This is a genomic window from Modestobacter italicus, from assembly GCF_000306785.1.
Classification (GTDB): domain Bacteria; phylum Actinomycetota; class Actinomycetes; order Mycobacteriales; family Geodermatophilaceae; genus Modestobacter; species Modestobacter italicus.
This window is the reverse complement of record NC_017955.1, coordinates 2,173,899-2,192,965: the sequence shown is the minus strand read 5'-3', so window position 1 is coordinate 2,192,965 and position 19,067 is coordinate 2,173,899. Positions and strand designations below refer to the sequence as shown.

General features: G+C 76.9%; 16 protein-coding genes and 2 pseudogenes. 10 read left to right on the top strand and 8 right to left on the bottom strand.

Features of this window, described 5'->3' with window-relative positions; translation table 11 throughout:
* The first annotated feature begins 34 nt into the window (after positions 1-34).
* From MODMU_RS10755 to MODMU_RS10745, 3 genes are read left to right on the top strand one after another with little or no spacing between them, the layout of a single operon-like run.
* Entirely contained in the window at positions 35-1,060 is a 1,026-nt protein-coding gene (locus tag MODMU_RS10755) for a 3-oxoacyl-ACP synthase III (protein WP_014740258.1), read from the top strand.
* Complete coding sequence (locus MODMU_RS10750; protein WP_014740257.1) at positions 1,054-3,573, top strand: alpha/beta fold hydrolase; 2,520 nt, start codon at positions 1,054-1,056, stop codon at positions 3,571-3,573. Before MODMU_RS10755 ends, MODMU_RS10750 begins: the two co-directional genes overlap by 7 nt.
* Positions 3,570-4,523 (top strand): NAD-dependent epimerase/dehydratase family protein, encoded by a 954-nt coding sequence (locus tag MODMU_RS10745; RefSeq protein WP_014740256.1) that lies wholly within the window; start codon positions 3,570-3,572, stop codon positions 4,521-4,523. Before MODMU_RS10750 ends, MODMU_RS10745 begins: the two co-directional genes overlap by 4 nt.
* A 3-nt stretch (positions 4,524-4,526) precedes the next feature.
* Here the strand turns inward: MODMU_RS10745 and MODMU_RS10740 are convergent, their stop codons facing one another.
* Both MODMU_RS10740 and MODMU_RS28450 read right to left on the bottom strand, forming a co-directional pair.
* Complete coding sequence (locus MODMU_RS10740; RefSeq protein WP_014740255.1) at positions 4,527-5,288, bottom strand: group II truncated hemoglobin; 762 nt, start codon at positions 5,286-5,288, stop codon at positions 4,527-4,529.
* 50 nt (positions 5,289-5,338) lie between these two features.
* Complete coding sequence (locus MODMU_RS28450) at positions 5,339-6,334, bottom strand: hypothetical protein (RefSeq protein WP_041795175.1); 996 nt, start codon at positions 6,332-6,334, stop codon at positions 5,339-5,341.
* Positions 6,335-6,483: 149 nt separating this feature from the next.
* On the opposite strand from MODMU_RS28450, the gene MODMU_RS10730 reads away from it, so the two are divergent.
* On the top strand, positions 6,484-7,296 hold the full coding sequence (locus MODMU_RS10730) for a hypothetical protein (protein WP_166503450.1): 813 nt from the start codon (positions 6,484-6,486) through the stop codon (positions 7,294-7,296).
* A gap of 4 nt (positions 7,297-7,300) precedes the next feature.
* Here the strand turns inward: MODMU_RS10730 and MODMU_RS10725 are convergent, their stop codons facing one another.
* Positions 7,301-7,687: a VOC family protein gene (locus MODMU_RS10725; RefSeq protein WP_193375784.1), complete on the bottom strand. Its 387-nt coding sequence runs from the start codon at positions 7,685-7,687 to the stop codon at positions 7,301-7,303.
* Positions 7,688-7,764: 77 nt separating this feature from the next.
* Between MODMU_RS10725 and MODMU_RS10720 the strand changes: the two genes are divergently transcribed.
* The 5 genes from MODMU_RS10720 (at position 7,765) to hutI (ending at position 15,479) form a co-directional block, all read left to right on the top strand.
* Positions 7,765-8,568: an IclR family transcriptional regulator gene (locus MODMU_RS10720; protein WP_014740251.1), complete on the top strand. Its 804-nt coding sequence runs from the start codon at positions 7,765-7,767 to the stop codon at positions 8,566-8,568.
* A gap of 74 nt (positions 8,569-8,642) precedes the next feature.
* A complete protein-coding gene (gene hutH / locus MODMU_RS10715; RefSeq protein WP_014740250.1) occupies positions 8,643-10,181 on the top strand; it encodes a histidine ammonia-lyase in 1,539 nt (512 codons plus the stop codon).
* Positions 10,182-10,192: 11 nt separating this feature from the next.
* A complete protein-coding gene (hutU, locus tag MODMU_RS10710) occupies positions 10,193-11,851 on the top strand; it encodes a urocanate hydratase (protein ID WP_014740249.1) in 1,659 nt (552 codons plus the stop codon).
* A complete protein-coding gene (locus MODMU_RS29050; RefSeq protein ID WP_014740248.1) occupies positions 11,848-14,322 on the top strand; it encodes a formimidoylglutamate deiminase in 2,475 nt (824 codons plus the stop codon). The genes hutU and MODMU_RS29050 overlap by 4 nt, the downstream gene beginning before the upstream one ends.
* Positions 14,319-15,479 carry an imidazolonepropionase gene (hutI, locus tag MODMU_RS10700; RefSeq protein WP_041795171.1) on the top strand — a complete coding sequence of 387 codons (1,161 nt, stop codon included), beginning with the start codon at positions 14,319-14,321 and terminating at the stop codon, positions 15,477-15,479. Before MODMU_RS29050 ends, hutI begins: the two co-directional genes overlap by 4 nt.
* 46 nt (positions 15,480-15,525) lie before the next feature.
* Here the strand turns inward: hutI and MODMU_RS10695 are convergent, their stop codons facing one another.
* The 5 genes and pseudogenes from MODMU_RS10695 to MODMU_RS10680 form a co-directional block, all read right to left on the bottom strand.
* The gene (locus tag MODMU_RS10695) at positions 15,526-16,260 is read right to left on the bottom strand and encodes a DUF72 domain-containing protein (RefSeq protein WP_014740246.1); all 735 of its coding nucleotides are present in this window, start codon (positions 16,258-16,260) and stop codon (positions 15,526-15,528) included.
* 7 nt (positions 16,261-16,267) lie between these two features.
* Positions 16,268-16,576 (bottom strand): cold-shock protein, encoded by a 309-nt coding sequence (locus MODMU_RS30305; protein ID WP_166503449.1) that lies wholly within the window; start codon positions 16,574-16,576, stop codon positions 16,268-16,270.
* Positions 16,577-16,601: 25 nt separating this feature from the next.
* Positions 16,602-16,712 (bottom strand): annotated as a pseudogene (locus MODMU_RS27630) (cold-shock protein); the annotation flags it as partial.
* Between the two features lie 175 nt (positions 16,713-16,887).
* A pseudogene (locus tag MODMU_RS27625) lies at positions 16,888-17,076 on the bottom strand (cold-shock protein); the annotation flags it as partial.
* Positions 17,077-17,175: 99 nt separating this feature from the next.
* Complete coding sequence (locus tag MODMU_RS10680) at positions 17,176-17,688, bottom strand: Lrp/AsnC family transcriptional regulator (RefSeq protein ID WP_041796440.1); 513 nt, start codon at positions 17,686-17,688, stop codon at positions 17,176-17,178.
* 162 nt (positions 17,689-17,850) lie between these two features.
* On the opposite strand from MODMU_RS10680, the gene hppD reads away from it, so the two are divergent.
* On the top strand, positions 17,851-19,056 hold the full coding sequence (gene hppD / locus MODMU_RS10675) for a 4-hydroxyphenylpyruvate dioxygenase (protein WP_014740244.1): 1,206 nt from the start codon (positions 17,851-17,853) through the stop codon (positions 19,054-19,056).
* Positions 19,057-19,067: the final 11 nt, after the last annotated feature.

The window sequence follows — 19,067 nt, the reverse complement described above, 5'->3', positions numbered from 1 at the left end:
GAAGAGTCGGCCCTCCCGACGACTGGACCCGCCCATGAGTGGCAATGCCACGCACCGTTTCCGCAACACCAGCATCCTGACCGTGCAGACGGCCGACGCCTCCCAGGTCGTCACCTCCGACGACCTCGACGACCAGCTGGTCGACACCTACCGCCGGGTCGGGCTGCGCCCGGGCCTGCTCGAGCGGCTGTGCGGCATCCGCGAGCGCCGGTGGTGGGCCGACGGCGTCACCTTCGTCGACGGCGCCGCGATGGCCGGCGCCAAGGCGATCAGCGAGAGCGGCGTCGACCCCACCGGCATCGGCGTCATGATCAACACCTCGGTGAGCCGGAAGTACCTCGAGCCCTCCACCGCCAGCGCCGTGCACGACGCCCTCGGCCTGCCCCGCTCGGCGCAGAACTTCGACGTCACCAACGCCTGCCTGGGCTTCATGAACGGCATGGAGCTCGCCGCGGCGATGATCGACTCCGGGCTGGTCGACCACGCGCTGATCGTCAACGGCGAGGACGCCCGGTCGGTCCAGGAGCGCACCATCGACCGGCTCAACCGCCCGGAGACGGTGGCCCGCGACGTGCTCTCCCAGTTCGCCACGCTCACCCTGGGCTGCGGCGCGGTCGCGATGGTGCTCGGCCGCACCGACCAGCACCCGGAGGGCCACCGGATGGTCGGCTCGGTCAGCCGGGCCGGCACCGAGCACCACGAGCTGTGCGTCGGTGACAACGACATGATGCGCACCGACCTCAAGGGCCTGCTCGACGCCGGGATCGGGCTCGGCGTGGACATGTGGACCGAGGCCGGCCAGGAGTTCGACTGGCACGGCGGCATGTCCCGCTACGTCATGCACCAGGTCTCGAAGGTGCACACCGCCGCGATGTGCGAGAAGTTCGGCATCGACGAGTCCCGGGTGCCCAAGACCTTCCCGACCCGGGGCAACCTGGGTCCGGCGTCGGTGCCGTTCACCCTGGCCACCGAGCAGGACGCGCTGGTCGACGGCGACCGGGTGCTGCTCATGGGCGTCGGCTCGGGCCTGAACACCGCCTGCCTCGAGATCGAATGGTGACCGCACCCCCCACCGTCCCGCCGGGCCTGCCCGGGCTCGACCCCGCCTGGTCGCGGCACCTGACCGTCGCCGACGCCACCGGCACCAAGCACGAGTGGCACCTGCTCGACAACGGGGTCCCCGAACCGGTCGGCACGCTGCTGTGCGTGCACGGCAACCCCACCTGGTCCTACCTGTGGCGCCGGCTGCTGGCCGCCGCACCCCCCGGCTGGCGGGTCATCGCCCCCGACCAGCTCGGCATGGGCTTCTCCGAACGGCTGACCGGCCCGCGCCCGCTGGCCCAGCGGATCGCCGACCTCGGCGACCTCACCGCGGCGCTCGGGGTCACCGGCCCGGTGGTCACCGTCGGGCACGACTGGGGCGGCGTCATCTCCCTGGGCTGGGCGCTGCAGCACCGCGACCAGCTGCGCGGCGTCGTGCTCGGCAACACCGCCGTCGCCATGCCCGAGGGCGACCTGGGCCCCGCCCTGATCCGGCTCGCGCACGCCCCGGGGGTGCGGGCCGCGGTCACCGTCGGCACCCCGGTCTTCGTCGGGGCGACCACGGCGCTGTCCCGGCCGCCGCTGCCCGCCGCCGTCCGCGACGCCTTCGCCGCGCCCTACGGCTCCCCGGCCCGACGGCGCTCGGTCGGCGACTTCGTGGCCGACATCCCCTTCTCCCCCGACCACCCGTCGCGGTCGGCGCAGGAGCAGGTCGCCGAGGGCATCCGCGACCTCGACGTCCCGGCGCTGCTGATGTGGGGGCCGCGCGACCCGGTGTTCGGCGAGCGCTACCTGGCCGACCTCCGGGAGCGGCTGCCGCAGGCCCAGCTGCACCGCTTCGAGGGCGCCTCGCACCTGATGCCCGAGGACGCGCCGCAGTACGCCGACGCGATCGCGCAGTGGGTCACCGACCTGGACGCCCCGGCCCAGCCGGCAGCTCCGGCGGAGCCGCCCACCGGGCACCTCTGGTCGGCGCTGACCGCCCGGGCCGACGACGACTCCCCCGCCGCCGTCGAGGTGGCGGGTGCCACGGTGAGCTGGGCGCAGCTGCACCGCCGGGTCGAGCGCCTGGCCGCCGGGCTGGCCGACGCCGGCGTCCGGCCCGGGCACCGGGTGGCGCTGCTCGTCGAGCCCTCGGCCGACCTCACCGCCTGCGTCTACGCCGTCTGGCGGGCCGGTGGCGTGATCGTCGTCGCGGACAAGGGCCTGGGGCTGGCCGGCATGCGCCGGGCGCTGCGCAGCGCCGGTGTCGACGCCGTCATCGGCAGCGCGCAGGGGCTGGCCGCTGCCCGGGTCATGCGGCTCCCCGGTCTGCGGATCACCACCGGCCGCGGGCTCGGTGCCCAGCACACGCTCGCCGGGCTGGAGGCCCGCGGCGCGACGGCGGCCGCGCCCCCGGTGGCCGCGGCCGACGCCGACTGCGCGGTGCTGTTCACCTCCGGGGCGACCGGGCCGGCCAAGGGCGTCGTCTACACCCACCGGCAGGCCCTCGCCCAGCTGGAGCTGGTGCGCAGCACCTACCGGCTGACCCCCGAGGACCGGCTGGTCGCCGCCTTCGCGCCGTTCGCGATCCTCGGGCCGGCGCTGGGCGTCGGCTCCGCGGTGCCCGACGTCGACGTGACCGCACCCGCGTCGCTCACCGCCGCCAAGCTGGCCGACGCCGCGGCCGCGGTCGGGGGCACGGTCGTGTTCGCCTCCCCGGCCGCGCTCCGCCGGGTGGCCGCCACCGCCACCGGGCTGACCGGGGAGCAGCGGACGGCGCTGGGCCGGGTGCGGCTGCTCATGTCGGCCGGCGCCCCGGTGCCGCTGCGGCTGCTGACCGAGCTGCGGGCGGTGCTGCCGGCCGCCGAGGCGCACACCCCGTACGGGATGACCGAGGCGCTGCCGGTCACCGACGTGACCGCCGAGGAGATCGCGGCCGCCGGGCCGGGCGACGGCGTCTGCGTCGGCCGGCCGCTGGCCGGGGTCGAGGTCCGGGTCAGCCCGCTGACCCCGCTCGGCGTCGCCGACGGCCCGCTGACCGCGGACCCGGGCACCACCGGCGAGGTGTGCGTGCGCGGCCCGCACGTCAAGGACCGCTACGACGCGCTGTGGATCACCGAGCGCGCCTCCTCCCGGGACGCCGGCTGGCACCGCACCGGCGACGTCGGCCACCTCGACGACGCCGGCCGGCTGTGGGTCGAGGGCCGGCTGCCGCACGTGGTCACCACCGCCGCGGGCGTGGTCACCCCGGTGGGCGTCGAGCAGCGGGTCGAGGCGCTGGACGCCGTGTCCGCCGCCGCCGTGGTCGGCGTCGGCCCGGCCGGGGCGCAGGTGGTCGTGGCGGTCGTCGTCCCGGCGACGGGCGGTCCGCGCCGGCTCGGGCTGGCCGGCCCGGAGCTGGCCGACGCGGTGCGCGCGGCCGCCGGCGCCGACGTCGCGGCGGTGCTGGTCACCCGGCGGCTGCCGGTGGACGTCCGGCATCAGTCCAAGGTCGACCGGCGGGCGGTGGCCGGGCAGGCGGCCCGGCTGCTGGCCGGCGCCCGCCGGTGAGGGTGCTGGTCACCGGCGCCAGCGGCATGCTGGGCCGGGCCACCGCGCGGGCGCTGGCCGAGCGCGGCGACGAGGTCACCGTGCTGCAGCGGCCACCCGCCGGGCTGGCCTGCCGCGAGGTGCTCGGCGACGTGGCCGACCCGGCGGTGGTCGGGGCCGCGGTCGCCGGGCAGGACGCCGTCCTGCACCTGGCCGCCAAGGTCGACGTGACCGGCCGCTGGGCCGAGTACGAGCGCGCGAACGTCACCGGCACCCGCACCGTGGTCGCCGCCTGCCAGCAGGCGGGGGTCCGCCGGCTGGTGCACGTCTCCTCCCCCTCGGTCGCGCACGGCGGGTCGGCGCTGGTCGGCGTGGGCGCCGGGCCCGCCGACCCGCAGCGGGCCCGCGGGCACTACGCGCGGTCCAAAGCGGTAGCCGAGACCGCGGCGCTGGCCGCCGACTCACCCGAGCTCGCGGTGCTGGTCGTCCGGCCGCACCTGGTCTGGGGCCCAGGTGACACCCAGCTCGTGGAGCGGGTGGTGGAGCGGGCCCGCGCCGGGCGGCTGCCGGTGATCGGCTCCGGGGCCGCGCTGATCGACACGACCTACGTGGACAACGCCGTCGACGCCCTGGTCGCCGCCGTCGACGTCCCGGCGCACGGCGAGGCGCTGGTGGTCTCCAACGGCGAGCCGCGGCCGGTGGCCGAGGTCATCGCCCGGCTGTGCCGGGCCGCCGGGGTCCCCGCGCCGCGCCGCCGGGTGCCCGTCGGTGTCGCCTGGGCGGCCGGGGCCGCGGTCGAGGCGGTCTGGGCCGCGACGCAGCGGCGGGACACCCCGCCGCTGACCCGCTTCCTCACCGGGCAGCTCTCGACCGCGCACTGGTTCGACCAGCGGCGCACCCGCGCGGTGCTGCGGTGGAGCCCCCGGGTCACGCTTGCCGAGGGCTTCGCCCGGCTGGCCGCGACGTACTGACCCTCAGCCGGTCCAGGGCGGGGCGACGCCCCAGCCCCAGCGCGGCACCGGCGCCGCCCGCACCACCGCGGCGCCGGGCTGGGAGTTGGTCTGCGCCAGCCGGGTGCCCCACTCGACGTAGCCGACGAACGCCGCCCGGAACTCCGGGTCGGCGGGCAGCCCGGCCTCGTCGAGGGAGTCCAGCAGCAGCGAGACCCAGCGACGGCGCTGCGGCTCGGTGATCGCCTTGCCCAGGTGGTGGCCGAGCATCGCCGGGTACCCGCCGCGCTCCCGGGTGTAGCGGTCCGGGCCGCCGAACACCTCGGCCAGCCACATCGCCACGTGCCGCGGGTGCTCGTCGTCCATGTGCGCGAACAGCGGGCCGACGAGGTCGTCGGCGAGGACGCGCCGGTAGAAGACCCGGGTCAGCCGTTCCAGCGCCGCCGTCCCGCCCGCCCAGTCGTGCAGCGTGGGCACCGCGCCGCCCGGGCCGCGCACCGCCGTGGCCTCGTAGTGCCGCATCTCCTCGATGTCGGGCACGTAGGGCCGGACGGCGGCGAGGAACTCGCCGAACAGGTCGCCGCCCCGGAAGCCCTCCAGGTGGTCCGCCGCCGAGGTCCAGGTGATCCGCAGCACCCAGCAGGCGGGTTCGTCGACGCTGCGGCTGAGCTCGTAGTCGACGCACTGCGGCGCCCGGGCCAGCACGCCCGCCGCCCGCGCGTAGTCGGTGGGGAACGCCGCCTGGCGCTCCTCGGGCACCCGGTACCGGATGTACTCGACGATCATGTCGGCTCCCGCCGTCGGTTCCCTGATTACAGCGTTACACGCTCGGGCGGTCAAGGTCCGCCGCCATGACGGACCATGGGGAGCGAACCGGCACCGGTGCCGGATCCGAACACCGCACCACCGAGCCGAGGAGGACGTGTGGACGACGTCCCCCGCCCGTCGGCCGACCGGCGGCCGGAGTTGCTGCGCACCGCGCTGCTGCTCACCGGCGACCGGGCCTCCGCCGAGGAGCTGGTCCAGCGTGCGCTCACCCGGGTCCGCGGCCGCTCCGGTGACCCGGGCTCCGCCGAGCTGGCCGCCCTGGTCCGGCTGGCCACCAGCCGGTGGGCGCGGCTCGGCCGCGCCGAGCAGGTGATCGAGGAGCTGCCCGACCCGTTCCGCCCGTCCGCCGCCCCGGATCCCGGGCCCGACCTGGCGCGGGCGCTGCGCGAGCTGCCCGCGCGCACCCGGGCCGTGGTGGTGCTGCGCTGGCACGGCCACCTGCCCGACGCCCGGATCGCCGAGCTGCTGCGCTGCCCGGTGCCCGAGGTGGCCGCCGAGGCCGCCCGCGGGCTGGCGCTGCTGGCCCCGGCGCTGCAGCCCAGCGCCTTCGAGCGGGCCGCCCCCGACGTCCCGGCGGAGCAGCGGCTGGCCGACCAGCTCGTCCGGCTCGCGCGCGCGCCCGGCTCGTGGCGGCTGGACGCGGACGCCGCCGTCGCCGACGTCCGGGCCCGCCGCGCCGGCGCCCGGCGGCGGCTGGCAGGTGCCGCGGTCGCCGTCCTGGCGGTGGTCGGCGTCGCCGTCCCGCTGGCCCGCTGGGCGCCCGACCCCGTGCCGACCACGGCGACCCCGTCGGCCACCCCCGTCGCCGCCCGGCCGACGCCGCCCGTGCCCGGCGTCCCGGTGCTGGCCGGGCCGACCCGGGGCTCGCTGGCCGGCGACCCGGTCTTCCTCGACGCGCTGCGCTCGGTCGGCTGGGGCGCGCAGGAGGCGCCGCCGCCGGCGGACCGCGAGGTGGTGTTCGCCGCCGACACCCCGCACGGCCGGGTCGCGCTGGTGGTCGGCACCGTCCTGGAGGACTTCCGCGGCGTGTGGCTGACCGGACCGGTCGGCGCGGCCGCCGCGGACCTGGTGCCGCACCTGCCCGTCCAGCTCGGCCGGGAACGGCCGCTGGCCCTGCTGCTCGGCGGCCCGGGCGACGCAGAGGCTCGTGGTCGTGGCCGCGCCCGGCGACGCGGTCGCGGTGTCCGACCGGCTGATGACCGGCCCGCGCGGCACGGTCGGCCGCACCTACACCCCGGTCGACGCCGCGGACGGGGTGGCCGTGGTGCCGGCCCGGACCACCACGGTCGGCTCCGCGGTCAGCGTCCGGGTCGAGCGGGGCGGCCGGGAGGTCTACCGCTCGGCCGCGGACTGGCTGGGCGGCGGCGCGGTGCAGCCCGCACCGGTGGCCGGGCTGGCCCTGCTCCGCCCGGGGACACCGCCGAGCGACGGGCACCTGGTGGACGCCGCGCTCCTCGACCTCGCCGTGCCGCTCGGGATCGAGCCGGCCGGGCTGCAGCCGGACCTGCTCTGGTCGGCCGAGGTGCCCCTGAGCCGCGGCACCGGACGGGTGGCGGTGCTGGTCGCGTACAGCCCCGGCGGGGCGCTGGTGGTGACCACCTGGGCCGGGGTGGACCGCGGCGCGGTCTCCTGCGGCGTGCAGACACCGCCCGGGGTCACCGACGTCGCCACCCTGACCGTCGCCCGGACCTGCGACGTCGCCCTCCCCGGCCTCGGCCAGACCGACGACGGCCGCTGGCTGGTGGTCACCGCTCCCCCGGCCGCCGCCTCGGCGCAGCTGCTGGGCGGCCGCGGTCAGGTGCTCGCGCCGCTCCCGCTGACCGCCGGCGGCACGGTGGTGCCGATGACCGACGGCGCCCGCTCGGTGCGCACCCTGGACGCGGCCGGCCGGCCGCTGGCCGAGACGCCGATCGCCCCGGTGCCCACCGCGCCGTTCGGCGACTTCGGGCCCGGCCCGGCCCGCTGAGGGCTCAGAAGGCCGGACCGGTGCGCCAGGGCATCTGCTGCAGGGTGAGCGTGTTGCCGTCCGGGTCCTCGAGCGCGGCGTACAGCACCCCACCGCCCACGTCGGTGACCTCCCCGACGTCGACCCCCCGGCCGACCAGCTCGGCCCGGGCCGCGGCGATGTCGGCCACGACCAGGTGCAGGCCGCGGACCGACCCGGGCGCCGCCTCGTAGGCGGCCAGGCCGGTGCCCAGGCCGATCGAGCAGGCCGAGCCCGGCGGGGTCAGCTGCACCACGCGCACCCCGTCGGCCGGGCGCACGTCGACGTCCACGACGAACCCCAGCTGCCCGGCGTAGAAGGCCACCGCCCGGTCGACGTCGGTGACCGGGACGGGTACCAGCTCCAGCTTCATCTCCACGGCGTGCTCCCCTGCATCGTGCGGCACCGCTCCGGCCGGGCCCGCGGGGTGCGAACACTAGGCTGCCGGCCGTGCCGGAGCCGGTGACCGACCAGCGCGGACCGCAGCGCGCCGGGGTGCCCGCCGCGGCCCAGGTGCTGGCGCTGCTGCAGGCGCTGGCCCGCCAGCCCGGCGCGGTGCCGGCCGCCGCCCTGGCCCGGGACCTCGGGCTCCCCCGGTCCACGACCTACGCGCTGCTCGCCGAGCTGGTCAACGCAAAATTCGTCGTCCACCTGCCCGAGGAGCGGCGCTACGGGCTGGGCGTGAGCGCCTTCGAGATCGGCAGCGCCTACTCCCGGCAGGAGCCGCTGGCCCGGCTGGCGCGCCCGGTGCTGGCCCGGCTGGTGGACGCGGTCGGCCACTCCGCGCACCTGGCCGTGCTGCACGGCCGGGAGGTGCTGTACGTCGTCGAGCAGCGCGCGCCGGGCCGCCCGCCGCTGGTCACCGACGTCGGGGTCCGGCTGCCCGCCCAGCTCACCGCCAGCGGCCGGGCGATGCTGGCCGACCTGCCGCCGGCCCAGGTCCGGGCGCTGTTCCCGGACGGGACGGCGTTCGTCGACCGGCACGGCTCCGGGCCGCGCCGGCTGTCCGAGCTGCGCCGGCTGCTGGCCGACGTCCGCCGGGCCGGGCACGCCGGCGAGGACGGCGAGGTCACCCCCGGCTTCGCGTCGGTGGCCGCCGCGGTGCACGACCACGCCGCCCGGCCGGCGGCCGCCGTCGCGGTCACCTTCCCGGCCGCGGACGTCGACGAGGGCGGCCGCGCCGAGCTGGCCCGCCGGGTGGGCCGGGCCGCCGCGGAGCTGACCCGGCGGATCAACGGCCACCCACCCGGCTGAAGTGTCCGGTATCCCGGACAGCAGTGGCCGTCCGGCTCTGGTGACCGGGTCCCCCGAGCGTGTGCGATGGGCGCATGGGCACCCCGCAGGTCGTCGTCGGCACCGGTCCGGTCTCCCCGGAGGACGTCGTCCGGGTGGCCCGGGACGGCTGGGGCGTCCGGCTGGCCGACGAGGCGCTGGCCGCGGTCGCCGCCAGCCGGGACGTCGTCGAGCGGCTGGCCGGGGACGACCGGCCGCACTATGGCGTCTCCACCGGCTTCGGCGCGCTGGCCACCCGGCACATCCCGGTCGCCCAGCGGGCGCAGCTGCAGCGCAGCCTGATCCGCTCGCACGCCGCCGGCTCCGGCCCGGAGGTCGAGCGCGAGGTGGTCCGCGCGCTGATGCTGCTGCGGCTGTCCACCCTGGCCACCGGCCGCACCGGCGTGCGGCCGGAGACCGCGTGCACCTACGCCGCGCTGCTGGACGCCGGCATCACCCCGGTCGTGCACGAGTACGGCTCGCTGGGCTGCTCCGGTGACCTGGCCCCGCTGTCGGCGGTCGCCCTGGCGGTGATGGGCGAGGGCACCGTGCGCGACGCGGCCCGGGTGCCGCGCCCGGCCGCCGACGCGCTCGCCGACGCCGGCGTCGTCCCGGTGCAGCTGGCCGAGAAGGAGGGACTGGCGCTGGTCAACGGCACCGACGGGATGCTCGGCATGCTGCTGCTGGCGCTGGCCGACCTGCGCCGGCTGCTGACCACCGCCGACGTCGCCGCCGCGATGAGCGTCGAGGCGCTGCTGGGCACCGACGCGGTGTTCGCCGCCGACCTGCAGGCGCTCCGGCCGCACCCGGGCCAGGCGGCCTCGGCGGCCAACCTGCGCGCGCTGCTGGCCGGCAGCGGGGTGATGGCCAGCCACCGCGGCCCGGAGTGCACCCGGGTGCAGGACGCCTACTCGCTGCGCTGCGCCCCGCAGGTGCACGGCGCCGCGCGGGACACCCTCGGCCACGCGGCCGCCGTCGCCGACCGCGAGCTCGCCGCCGCCGTCGACAACCCGGTGATCACCCTCGACGGCCGGGTGGAGTCCAACGGCAACTTCCACGGCGCCCCGGTCGGCTACGTGCTGGACTTCCTCGCCATCGCCGTCGCCGACGTGGCCGGCATGAGCGAGCGGCGCACCGACCGGTTCCTCGACGCCGCCCGCAGCCACGGCCTGCCGCCGTTCCTGGCGCACGACGCCGGCGTCGACTCCGGGCACATGATCGCCCAGTACACCGCCGCCGGGATCGTCAGCGAGCTCAAGCGGCTGGCGGTGCCGGCCAGCGTCGACTCGATCCCCTCCTCGGCGATGCAGGAGGACCACGTGTCGATGGGCTGGCACGCCGCCCGCAAGCTGCGCCGGGCGGTCGACGGGCTGACCCGGGTGCTCGCCATCGAGGTGCTCACCGCCGCCCGCGCGCTGGACCTGCGCGCGCCGCTCGCCCCGGCTGCGGCCACCGGCGCGGTGCGCGACCTGCTGCGGTCCGCCGGCGTCCCCGGCCCCGGACCCGACCGGCACCTGGCCCCGGAGATCGAGGCGGTGGTGGAGCTGGTCTCCACCGGCGCCGTGCTCACCGCCACCTCCCTGTCCCTCAGCTGAAGGAGCTCCTCATGGACGGCGCACGACCGGTCCGATCCCCCCGCGGGACGACGCTCACCGCCCGCAGCTGGCAGACCGAGGCGCCGCTGCGGATGCTGCAGAACAACCTCGACCCCGAGGTCGCCGAGCGCCCCGACGACCTGGTCGTCTACGGCGGCACCGGGCGGGCGGCGCGGGACTGGCGCAGCTTCGACGCGATGGTGCGCACGCTCACCGACCTGCGCGAGGACGAGACGATGCTCGTGCAGTCCGGGCGCCCGGTGGGCGTGCTGCGCACGCACGAGTGGGCGCCGCGGGTGCTGATCGCCAACTCCAACCTGGTCGGCGACTGGGCGACCTGGCCGGAGTTCCGCCGGCTGGAGCAGCTCGGGCTGACCATGTACGGCCAGATGACCGCCGGGTCGTGGATCTACATCGGCACCCAGGGCATCCTGCAGGGCACCTACGAGACCTTCGCCGCGGTCGCGGACAAGCGGTTCGGCGGCACGCTGGCCGGCACGCTGACGCTCACCGGTGGCTGCGGCGGCATGGGCGGCGCGCAGCCGCTCGCGGTCACCCTCAACGGCGGGGTGTGCCTGGTGGTCGACGTCGACGGGACGCGGCTGCGCCGCCGGGTCGAGCACCGGTACCTCGACGAGGTGGCCGACGACCTGGACGACGCCGTCCGCCGCTGCCTGGCCGCCAAGGCAGACCGGCGGGCGCTGTCGGTCGGGCTGGTCGGCAACGCGGCCACCGTGTTCCCCGAGCTGCTCCGCCGCAGGGTGGAGGTCGACGTCGTCACCGACCAGACGTCTGCGCACGACCCGCTGTCCTACCTGCCGGTCGGGGTCGATCCCGCCGACTGGCACGACTACGCGGCGGCCAAGCCGGAGGAGTTCACCGACCGGGCGCGGGAGTCGATGGCCCGGCACGTCGAGGCGATGGTCGGCTTCCTCGACGCCGGCGCCGAGGTGTTCGACTACGGCAACTCGATCCGCGACGAGGCCCGGCAGGGCGGGTACTCCCGCGCCTTCGCCTTCCCGGGGTTCGTGCCGGCCTACATCCGGCCGCTGTTCTGCGAGGGCAAGGGCCCGTTCCGCTGGGCGGCGCTGTCCGGCGACCCGGCCGACATCGCCGCCACCGACCGGGCGGTGCTCGAGCTGTTCCCGGACAACGACCGGCTGCAGCGCTGGATCCGGGCGGCGCAGGAGAAGGTCGCCTTCCAGGGACTGCCGGCGCGGATCTGCTGGCTCGGGCAGGGTGAGCGGGACGTCGCCGGGCTGCGGTTCAACGAGATGGTCGCCAGCGGCGAGCTCTCCGCGCCGGTGGTCATCGGTCGCGACCACCTGGACACCGGCTCGGTGGCCTCCCCGTACCGGGAGACCGAGGCGATGGCCGACGGCTCCGACGCGATCGCCGACTGGCCGCTGCTCAACGCGCTGGTGAACACCGCGTCGGGCGCCACCTGGGTGTCGATCCACCACGGTGGCGGGGTGGGCATCGGCCGGTCGCTGCACGCCGGGCAGGTGAGCGTCGCCGACGGGACGCCGCTGGCCGCGCAGAAGCTGGCCCGGGTGCTCAGCAACGACCCCGGCACCGGCGTGCTGCGGCACGTGGACGCCGGCTACGACCGCGCCGCCGAGGTCGCCGCCGAGCAGGGCATCCGGGTGCCGATGTCCGAGCTCCCGTGACCTTCACCGGGATGTGGGCGGAGCTGGCCGAGGTGGGGCGCGCGTCCACCGGCGGGTACCGGCGGTTCGCGTGGACCGGCACCGACGCCGTCCTGCGGGAATGGTTCACCGGGCAGGCTGCGGCCCGCGGGATGGACGTCGTCGGCGACCGGGCCGGGAACCTGTGGGCCTGGACGGCGGACCCGGACGCGCACGGGCCCGGGCTGGTGCTCGGCAGCCACCTGGACTCGGTGCCGGACGGCGGCGCGTTCGACGGCCCGCTCGGGGTGGTGTCCGCCTTCGCGGCGCTGGACCTGCTGCGCGCTGCTGGTCAGGCCCCGGCGCGCCCGCTGGGCATCGCGTGCTTCGGCGACGAGGAGGGCGCCCGCTTCGGCGTCGCGTGTGCGGGGTCCAAGCTGCTCACCGGGGCGCTGGACGCCGACCGGGCCCGCGCGCTGACCGACGCCGACGGCACGTCGATGGGCGAGGCGATGCGCGGCTCGCTGGACGTCGACGCCGTCGGCCGGGACGACGAGACGATCGCCCGGATCGGCACCTTCGTCGAGCTGCACGTCGAGCAGGGCCGGGCGCTGGTGGACACCGGCGCGGCGGTCGGGGTGGCCTCGTCGATCTGGTCGCACGGCCGCTGGCGGCTGGACCTGCGGGGCCGGGCCGACCACGCCGGCACCACCCGGATGGCCGACCGCGACGACCCGATGCTCGCCCTGGCCGCCGCCGTGCAGGAGGCGCGGGCGGCGGCCGAGCGGGCCGGCACGGTGGCCACCATCGGCAAGCTCGCCGTCGCCCCCAACGGGGTCAACGCGATCCCCTCGTCGGTGACCGCCTGGCTGGACGCCCGCGGCGACGAGGCCGACGTGCGGGCCGTGGTCGCCGAGGTCGGGGCCGCCGCCGGGTCACCCCGTCGAGGAGTCCTGGACCGGGCCGACCGTCTTCGACGCCGGGCTGCGGGACCGGCTGGCCGGCGCGCTCGGCACGGACGGCGTCCCGGCGCCGGTGCTGCCGACCGGCGCCGGCCACGACGCCGGCATCCTCGCCGCCGCCGGGGTGCCGACCGCGATGCTGTTCGTCCGCAACCCGACCGGGGTCTCGCACTCCCCCGCCGAACACGCCGAGGAGGCCGACTGCCTGGCCGGGGTCGCCGCGCTGGCGCGCGTGGTGCAGGAGCTGGCGTGAGCAGCTTCTGGTGCGCGTCCGCGTGGCTCGACGCACCGACCGACGGCGTGCGGGTGACGACGGCCGGGGGCGTCATCACCTCGGTCGAGGTCGCCGCCGCCCGGCCCGGGGACGAGCGGCTCGGCGGGCTGGTGCTCCCCGGTCTCGCCGACGCGCACTCGCACGCCTTCCACCGCGCGCTGCGCGGGCGCACCGGCGGGGAGGGCGGCAGCTTCTGGACCTGGCGGGAGCAGATGTACGCCGTCGCCGCCCGGCTGGACCCGGACTCGTACCTGGCGCTGGCCCGGGCCACCTACGCCGAGCTGGCGCTGGCCGGGGTGACCTGCGTCGGGGAGTTCTCCTACCTGCACCACCCGGCCGGCGGCGGGCGCTACGCCGACCCGAACGCGATGAGCGAGGCGCTGGTCCAGGCCGCGGCCGACGCCGGGGTGCGGCTCACCCTGCTCGACACCTGCTACCTCGCCGGCGGCCCGGACGGCGCCCCACTGCAGGGCGTGCAGCAGCGCTTCTCCGACGGGGACGCCGACGCCTGGGCCGCCCGGGTGGCCGCCCTGCCGGCGCGCGAGGGGCTGCGGATCGGCGCGGCGGTGCACTCGGCCCGCGCCGTCCCGGCCGACCAGCTGGCCACCGTGGCCGCCGCCGCGCAGGGCCGGCCGCTGCACGTGCACCTGTCCGAGCAGCCCGCGGAGAACGAGGCCGTGCTGGCCGCGACCAGCCGGACGCCGACCGCGCTGCTCGCCGAGCACGGCGTGCTGGGCCCGGACACCATCGCCGTGCACGCCGTCCACCTCACCGACGACGACGTCGCCACGCTGGCCGCCACGGGCACCGGGGTCTGCGCCTGCCCGAGCACGGAGGCCGACCTGGCCGACGGGATCGGCCCGTTCCGCCGGCTGGCCGACGCCGGGGTGCCGCTGTGCCTGGGCAGCGACCAGCACGTCCGCGGCGACCTGCTCGGGGAGGCGCAGGCGCTGGAGGCCGGGCAGCGGCTGGCCGGCGGTGAGCGCGGCTGCTTCCCGCCCGCGGCGCTGGTCACCGCGCTGACCTCGGCCGGTCACCGGGCGCTGGGCTGGCCGGACGCCGGGCGGATCGCCGTCGGGCAGCGGGCCGACCTGGTCGCCGTCCGGCGGGACTCGGTGCGCACCGCCGGCTGCGCGCCGGGCGAGCTGCCGCTGGTCGCCGCCGCCGCGGACGTGACCACCGTCGTCGTCGGCGGCCGGGTCGTGGTCGCCGAGGGCCGGCACGTGCTCGGCGACGTCGGCGCGCTGCTGGCCGCGGCGATCGGGGCGTTGCGGTGAGCACAGTGGTCACCGGGATCGGCGAGCTGGTCACCAACGACCCGGCGCTCGGGCCCGGGCCGCTGGGCACGCTGACCGACGCGGCGCTCGTCGTCGCCGACGGCGCCGTCGCCTGGGTGGGGCCGGCCGTGGCCGCACCGGACGCCGACCGGCGGGTCGACCTGGCCGGCCGCGCGGTGGTGCCCGGGTTCGTCGACAGCCACGCGCACCTTGTCTTCGCCGGCGACCGGGCCGCGGAGTTCTCGGCGCGGATGACCGGCGCCCGGTACGACGGCGGCGGCATCGCCTCCACCGTCGCGGCGACCCGGGCGGCGACCGACGCCCAGCTGCGGGCCCGGCTGCGGTCGCTGGTCGCGGAGATGCGCGCCCAGGGGACGACGACCGTCGAGGTCAAGAGCGGCTACGGGCTCACCGTCGCCGACGAGGCCCGCAGCCTGCGGCTGGCCGCGGAGGTCACCCCGGAGACGACGTTCCTCGGGGCGCACGTCGTCCCGCCGGGGGCCGACCGGGCCGGCTACCTGGCGCTGGTCACCGGCCCGATGCTCGCCGCCTGCACGCCGCACGCCCGGTGGGTCGACGTCTTCTGCGAGCCCGGGTCACCGCACGCCTTCGACGGCGACGAGGCCCGCGCGGTGCTGACCGCCGGCCGGGCCGCCGGGCTGGAGCTGCGGGTGCACGCCAACCAGCTCACCGCCGGGCCCGGCGTGCGGCTGGCGGTGGAGCTCGGCGCGGCCAGCGCCGACCACTGCACGCATTTGACCGCCGCCGACGTCGACGGGCTCGCCGGCGGGCGCACCGTGGCCACGCTGCTGCCCGGCGTCGAGTTCTCCACCCGGTCGCCCTACCCGGACGCCCGGCGGCTGCTGTCCGCCGGGGTGACCGTCGCGCTGGCCACCGACTGCAACCCGGGCAGCTGCTACACCTCGTCGATGGCGTTCTGCCTGGCCCTCGCCGTCCGGGAGATGGCGATGACCCCGGCCGAGGCGCTGTGGTCGGCGACCGCGGGCGGTGCGGCGGCCCTGCGGCGGACCGACGTCGGGCACCTGGGCGTCGGCGCCCGGGCCGACCTCGCCGTCGTCGACGCGCCGTCCTGGCTGCACCTGGCCTACCGCCCCGGCGTCCCGCTGGCGCGCACTCTGGAGCTGCCACAGGCATAGGAACCTTCACCCCCGGTTCCGGCCTCCCGACCGGGTGTATTGGTTCCTATGCCTGGGACGACAGCAGGGCGCGGAGCTCGTCGGCGTTGCGGACGGCGTGGCCGTAGCCGTCGTTGTTGAAGTAGACGTACACGTCCCGGCCGGACGCCGACCACTCGCGGACCCGGTCGGCCCACCAGCGCAGGTCGTCGGTCGGGTAGGAGCCGGCGTAGAGGTGGTCGCGGTCCGGGCCGTGCAGCCGCACGTAGACGAAGGGGGCCGTGGCCCGCAGCACGCACGGCAGGCCGGCGCCGCTCATCACGGTGTAGGCGGCGCCGTGCCGCTCGAGCAGGGCGTACACCGCCTCGGCGTGCCAGCTGGGGTGCCGGAACTCCACCGCCACCCGCATCCAGCCGGGCAGCAGGCCGAGGAACCAGTCCAGCCGGGCGTCGTCCCGGGCGTGCGCGGGGTGCAGCTGGACCAGCAGCACGGCGCGCCGGTCGCCGAGCTCGTGCCAGCAGGCGACCAGCCGGTCGACCCAGACCTCCGGGGCGTACAGCCGCTTGGCATGGGTCAGCCCCCGCGGCGCCTTGACCGACAGGCCGAAGCCCGGGGGCAGCCGGCGCCGCCAGCTCGCGAACGCCGCCGTCCGCGGCCAGCGGTAGAAGCTGGCGTTGAGCTCGACGGTGTCGAAGCGCCGCACGTAGTGCGCCAGCCGGTCCCGGGGCGGCGTGCCCGGGGGGTAGAGCACGCCGTCCCAGTGGTCGTAGCTCCAGCCGGAGGTCCCGACCGCGACCGTCACCCTCGGGTCAGAGCGGGTCGACCGAGTCGGCCTGCAGGCCCTTCTGGCCGGCGCTGGCGGTGTACTCGACCCGCTGGCCCTCGTCGAGGCTGCGGTAGCCGCCGCGGTCGGCGATCGCCGAGTAGTGCACGAACACGTCGTCGCCGCCGTCGTCGGGCTCGATGAACCCGAAGCCCTTCTCGGCGTTGAAGAAGCGCACGGTGCCCTGCCCGCCGCCGCCACCACCGCCGCCACCGCCGCGCGGGGCCCGGGGTGCCCGGTCCCGGTCGCGCGGGGCGCTCTGCCGGCGGTCGTCGCGGGCCGAAGACCGGCCCACCGCCGCCGCCCAGGGGCTGGACGTGGTCGGCCTGCATGCCGCGCTGGCCGGGGCTGGCGGAGTACTCGACCCGCTGGCCCTCGTCGAGGCTGCGGTACCCGCCGTCGTCGGCGATCGCGGAGAAGTGCACGAACACGTCGATGCCCCCCTAGTCGTTCTCGATGAGCAACGAAGCCCTTGGCGCCCTCGGAGACGCCCCCGGCGCCGTCGCAGCCGCCGCCCGGCGGGCGGGCCCGGCGGCGGTCGTCCCGGCGGGCCCGGTCGTCGCGGGCCGGCGCGCGCCCGCCACCGCCGCCCAGCGGCTGGACGGAGTCGGCCTGCAGCCCGCGGTCACCCGGGCTGGCGGTGAACTCGACCCGCTGCCCCTCGTCGAGGCTGCGGTAGCCCCCGTCGTCGGCGATCGCGGAGAAGTGCGCGAACACGTCCTGCCCGCCGTCGTCGGGCTCGATGAACCCGAACCCCTTCTCGGCGTTGAACCACTTGACCGTGCCCTGGGGCATCCTGCGACTCCTGCACATCTCGACGTCCTCGGCCCCGTGCCGGGGCCGATCGCCCCCATCCTCCCAGCCTCCCGCCGGTCCGTGCCGGGCGGCGGCGGATCACCCGCCGCGGTGCCCCGGGGCGCGGGCCGGGGGTGCCTCCTCGGAGGCCAGCAGCGGCAGCGTGCGCAGCGGCACCAGCTCCGACAGCGCGACCACGCTCGTCGACCGGACCACCGAGCCGGACCGGCCCAGCTGCAGCAGGGTCCGCTGCAGGTCGCCGTGCGACCGGGCCGCCACCCGGCACAGCACGTCGCCGGACCCGGTGGTCGCGTGCGCCTCCAGCACACCGGGCATCGCCGCCAGCTCCGCGGTCAGGTCCTCCAGCGCCCCCTGCGCGATCTCCAGCGTGACGAACGCCTGGACGCCGAAGCCGGCGGCGGCCAGGTCGACGTCCGGGCCGTAGCCGGTGACCACGCCGGTGTCCTCCAGCCGCTGCAGCCGGGCCTGCACGGTGCCGCGGGCCACGCCGAGCCGGCGGGACAGCTCCAGCGCCCCGGCCTTCGGGTGCTCGGTCAGCGCCCGGAGCAGCGCCAGGTCCAGGGTGTCCAGCCGCGCCCCGTCGGTCGTCATCGGGGCCTCCTGGGTGATCGCGGTCACAACTGGTCGATCTGCACAGTAATGGGGCGGGCCGACCGTGCGGGGTGTACCGGTTGCCCATCCCCTGCCCGGCTCGTTGCGCAGCAGGGAGCCGGTGCGGTGCGCTCTCCCCACCCCGACCCGAGGAGGCGCGCCGTGAGCATCGAGCAGACCCTCACCGACGACGAGAAGCTGGCCGAGCTGAGCCTGGAGCAGCTCCAGCAGCTGGTCGGACTCGTCGAGCACGACCCGTCGCGGGACCCCTTCCCGGTCAGCGGCTGGGACGCGCTGGTCTGGGTCGTCGGCAACGCCACCCAGGCCGCGCACTTCTTCCAGTCCGCCTACGGCATGCAGCTCGTCGCCTACTCCGGCCCGGAGACCGGCAACCGGGACCACCACGCCTACGTGCTCACCAGCGGCGCCGCGCGGTTCGTCGTCACCGGCGCCTACGACCCGGCCAGCCCGCTGGCCGACCACCACCGCCGGCACGGCGACGGCATCGCCGACATCGCGCTGAGCGTCCCGGACGTCGACGTCTGCATCGCGCACGCCCGGGCCGCCGGCGCGACCGTGCTCACCGAGCCGCACGACCTGACCGACGAGCACGGCACCGTGCGGCTGGCCGCGATCGCCACCTACGGCGACACCCGGCACACCCTGGTCGACCGGTCCCGGTACTCCGGCCCCTACCTGCCCGGCTTCGTCGCCCGGACGTCGTCCTTCGTGCCCCGCCCGGGTGCCCCCAAGCGGCTGTTCCAGGCCATCGACCACGTGGTGGGCAACGTCGAGCTCGGCGCGATGGACCGCTGGGTGGCCTTCTACCACCGGGTCATGGGGTTCACCGACATGGCCGAGTTCGTCGGCGAGGACATCGCCACCGACTACTCCGCGCTGATGAGCAAGGTGGTGTCCAACGGCAACCACCGGGTCAAGTTCCCGCTCAACGAGCCGGCCGTGGGCAAGAAGAAGTCGCAGATCGACGAGTACCTGGAGTACTACGGCGGCCCCGGCGCCCAGCACGTCGCGCTGGCCACCAACGACATCATCGGGACCGTCGACGCGCTGCGCGCCGAGGGCGTCGTCTTCCTCGCCACGCCGGACTCCTACTACTCCGACCCGGCGCTGCGGGCCCGGATCGGCGAGGTCCGGGTGCCGATCGAGGAGCTGCAGCAGCGCGGCATCCTCGTCGACCGGGACGAGGACGGCTACCTGCTGCAGATCTTCACCAAGCCCCTCGGCGACCGGCCGACGGTGTTCTTCGAGCTCATCGAGCGGCACGGCTCCCTGGGCTTCGGGATCGGCAACTTCAAGGCCCTGTTCCAGGCGATCGAGCGCGAGCAGGAGCTCCGCGGCAACTTCTGACGGCTGGCTGC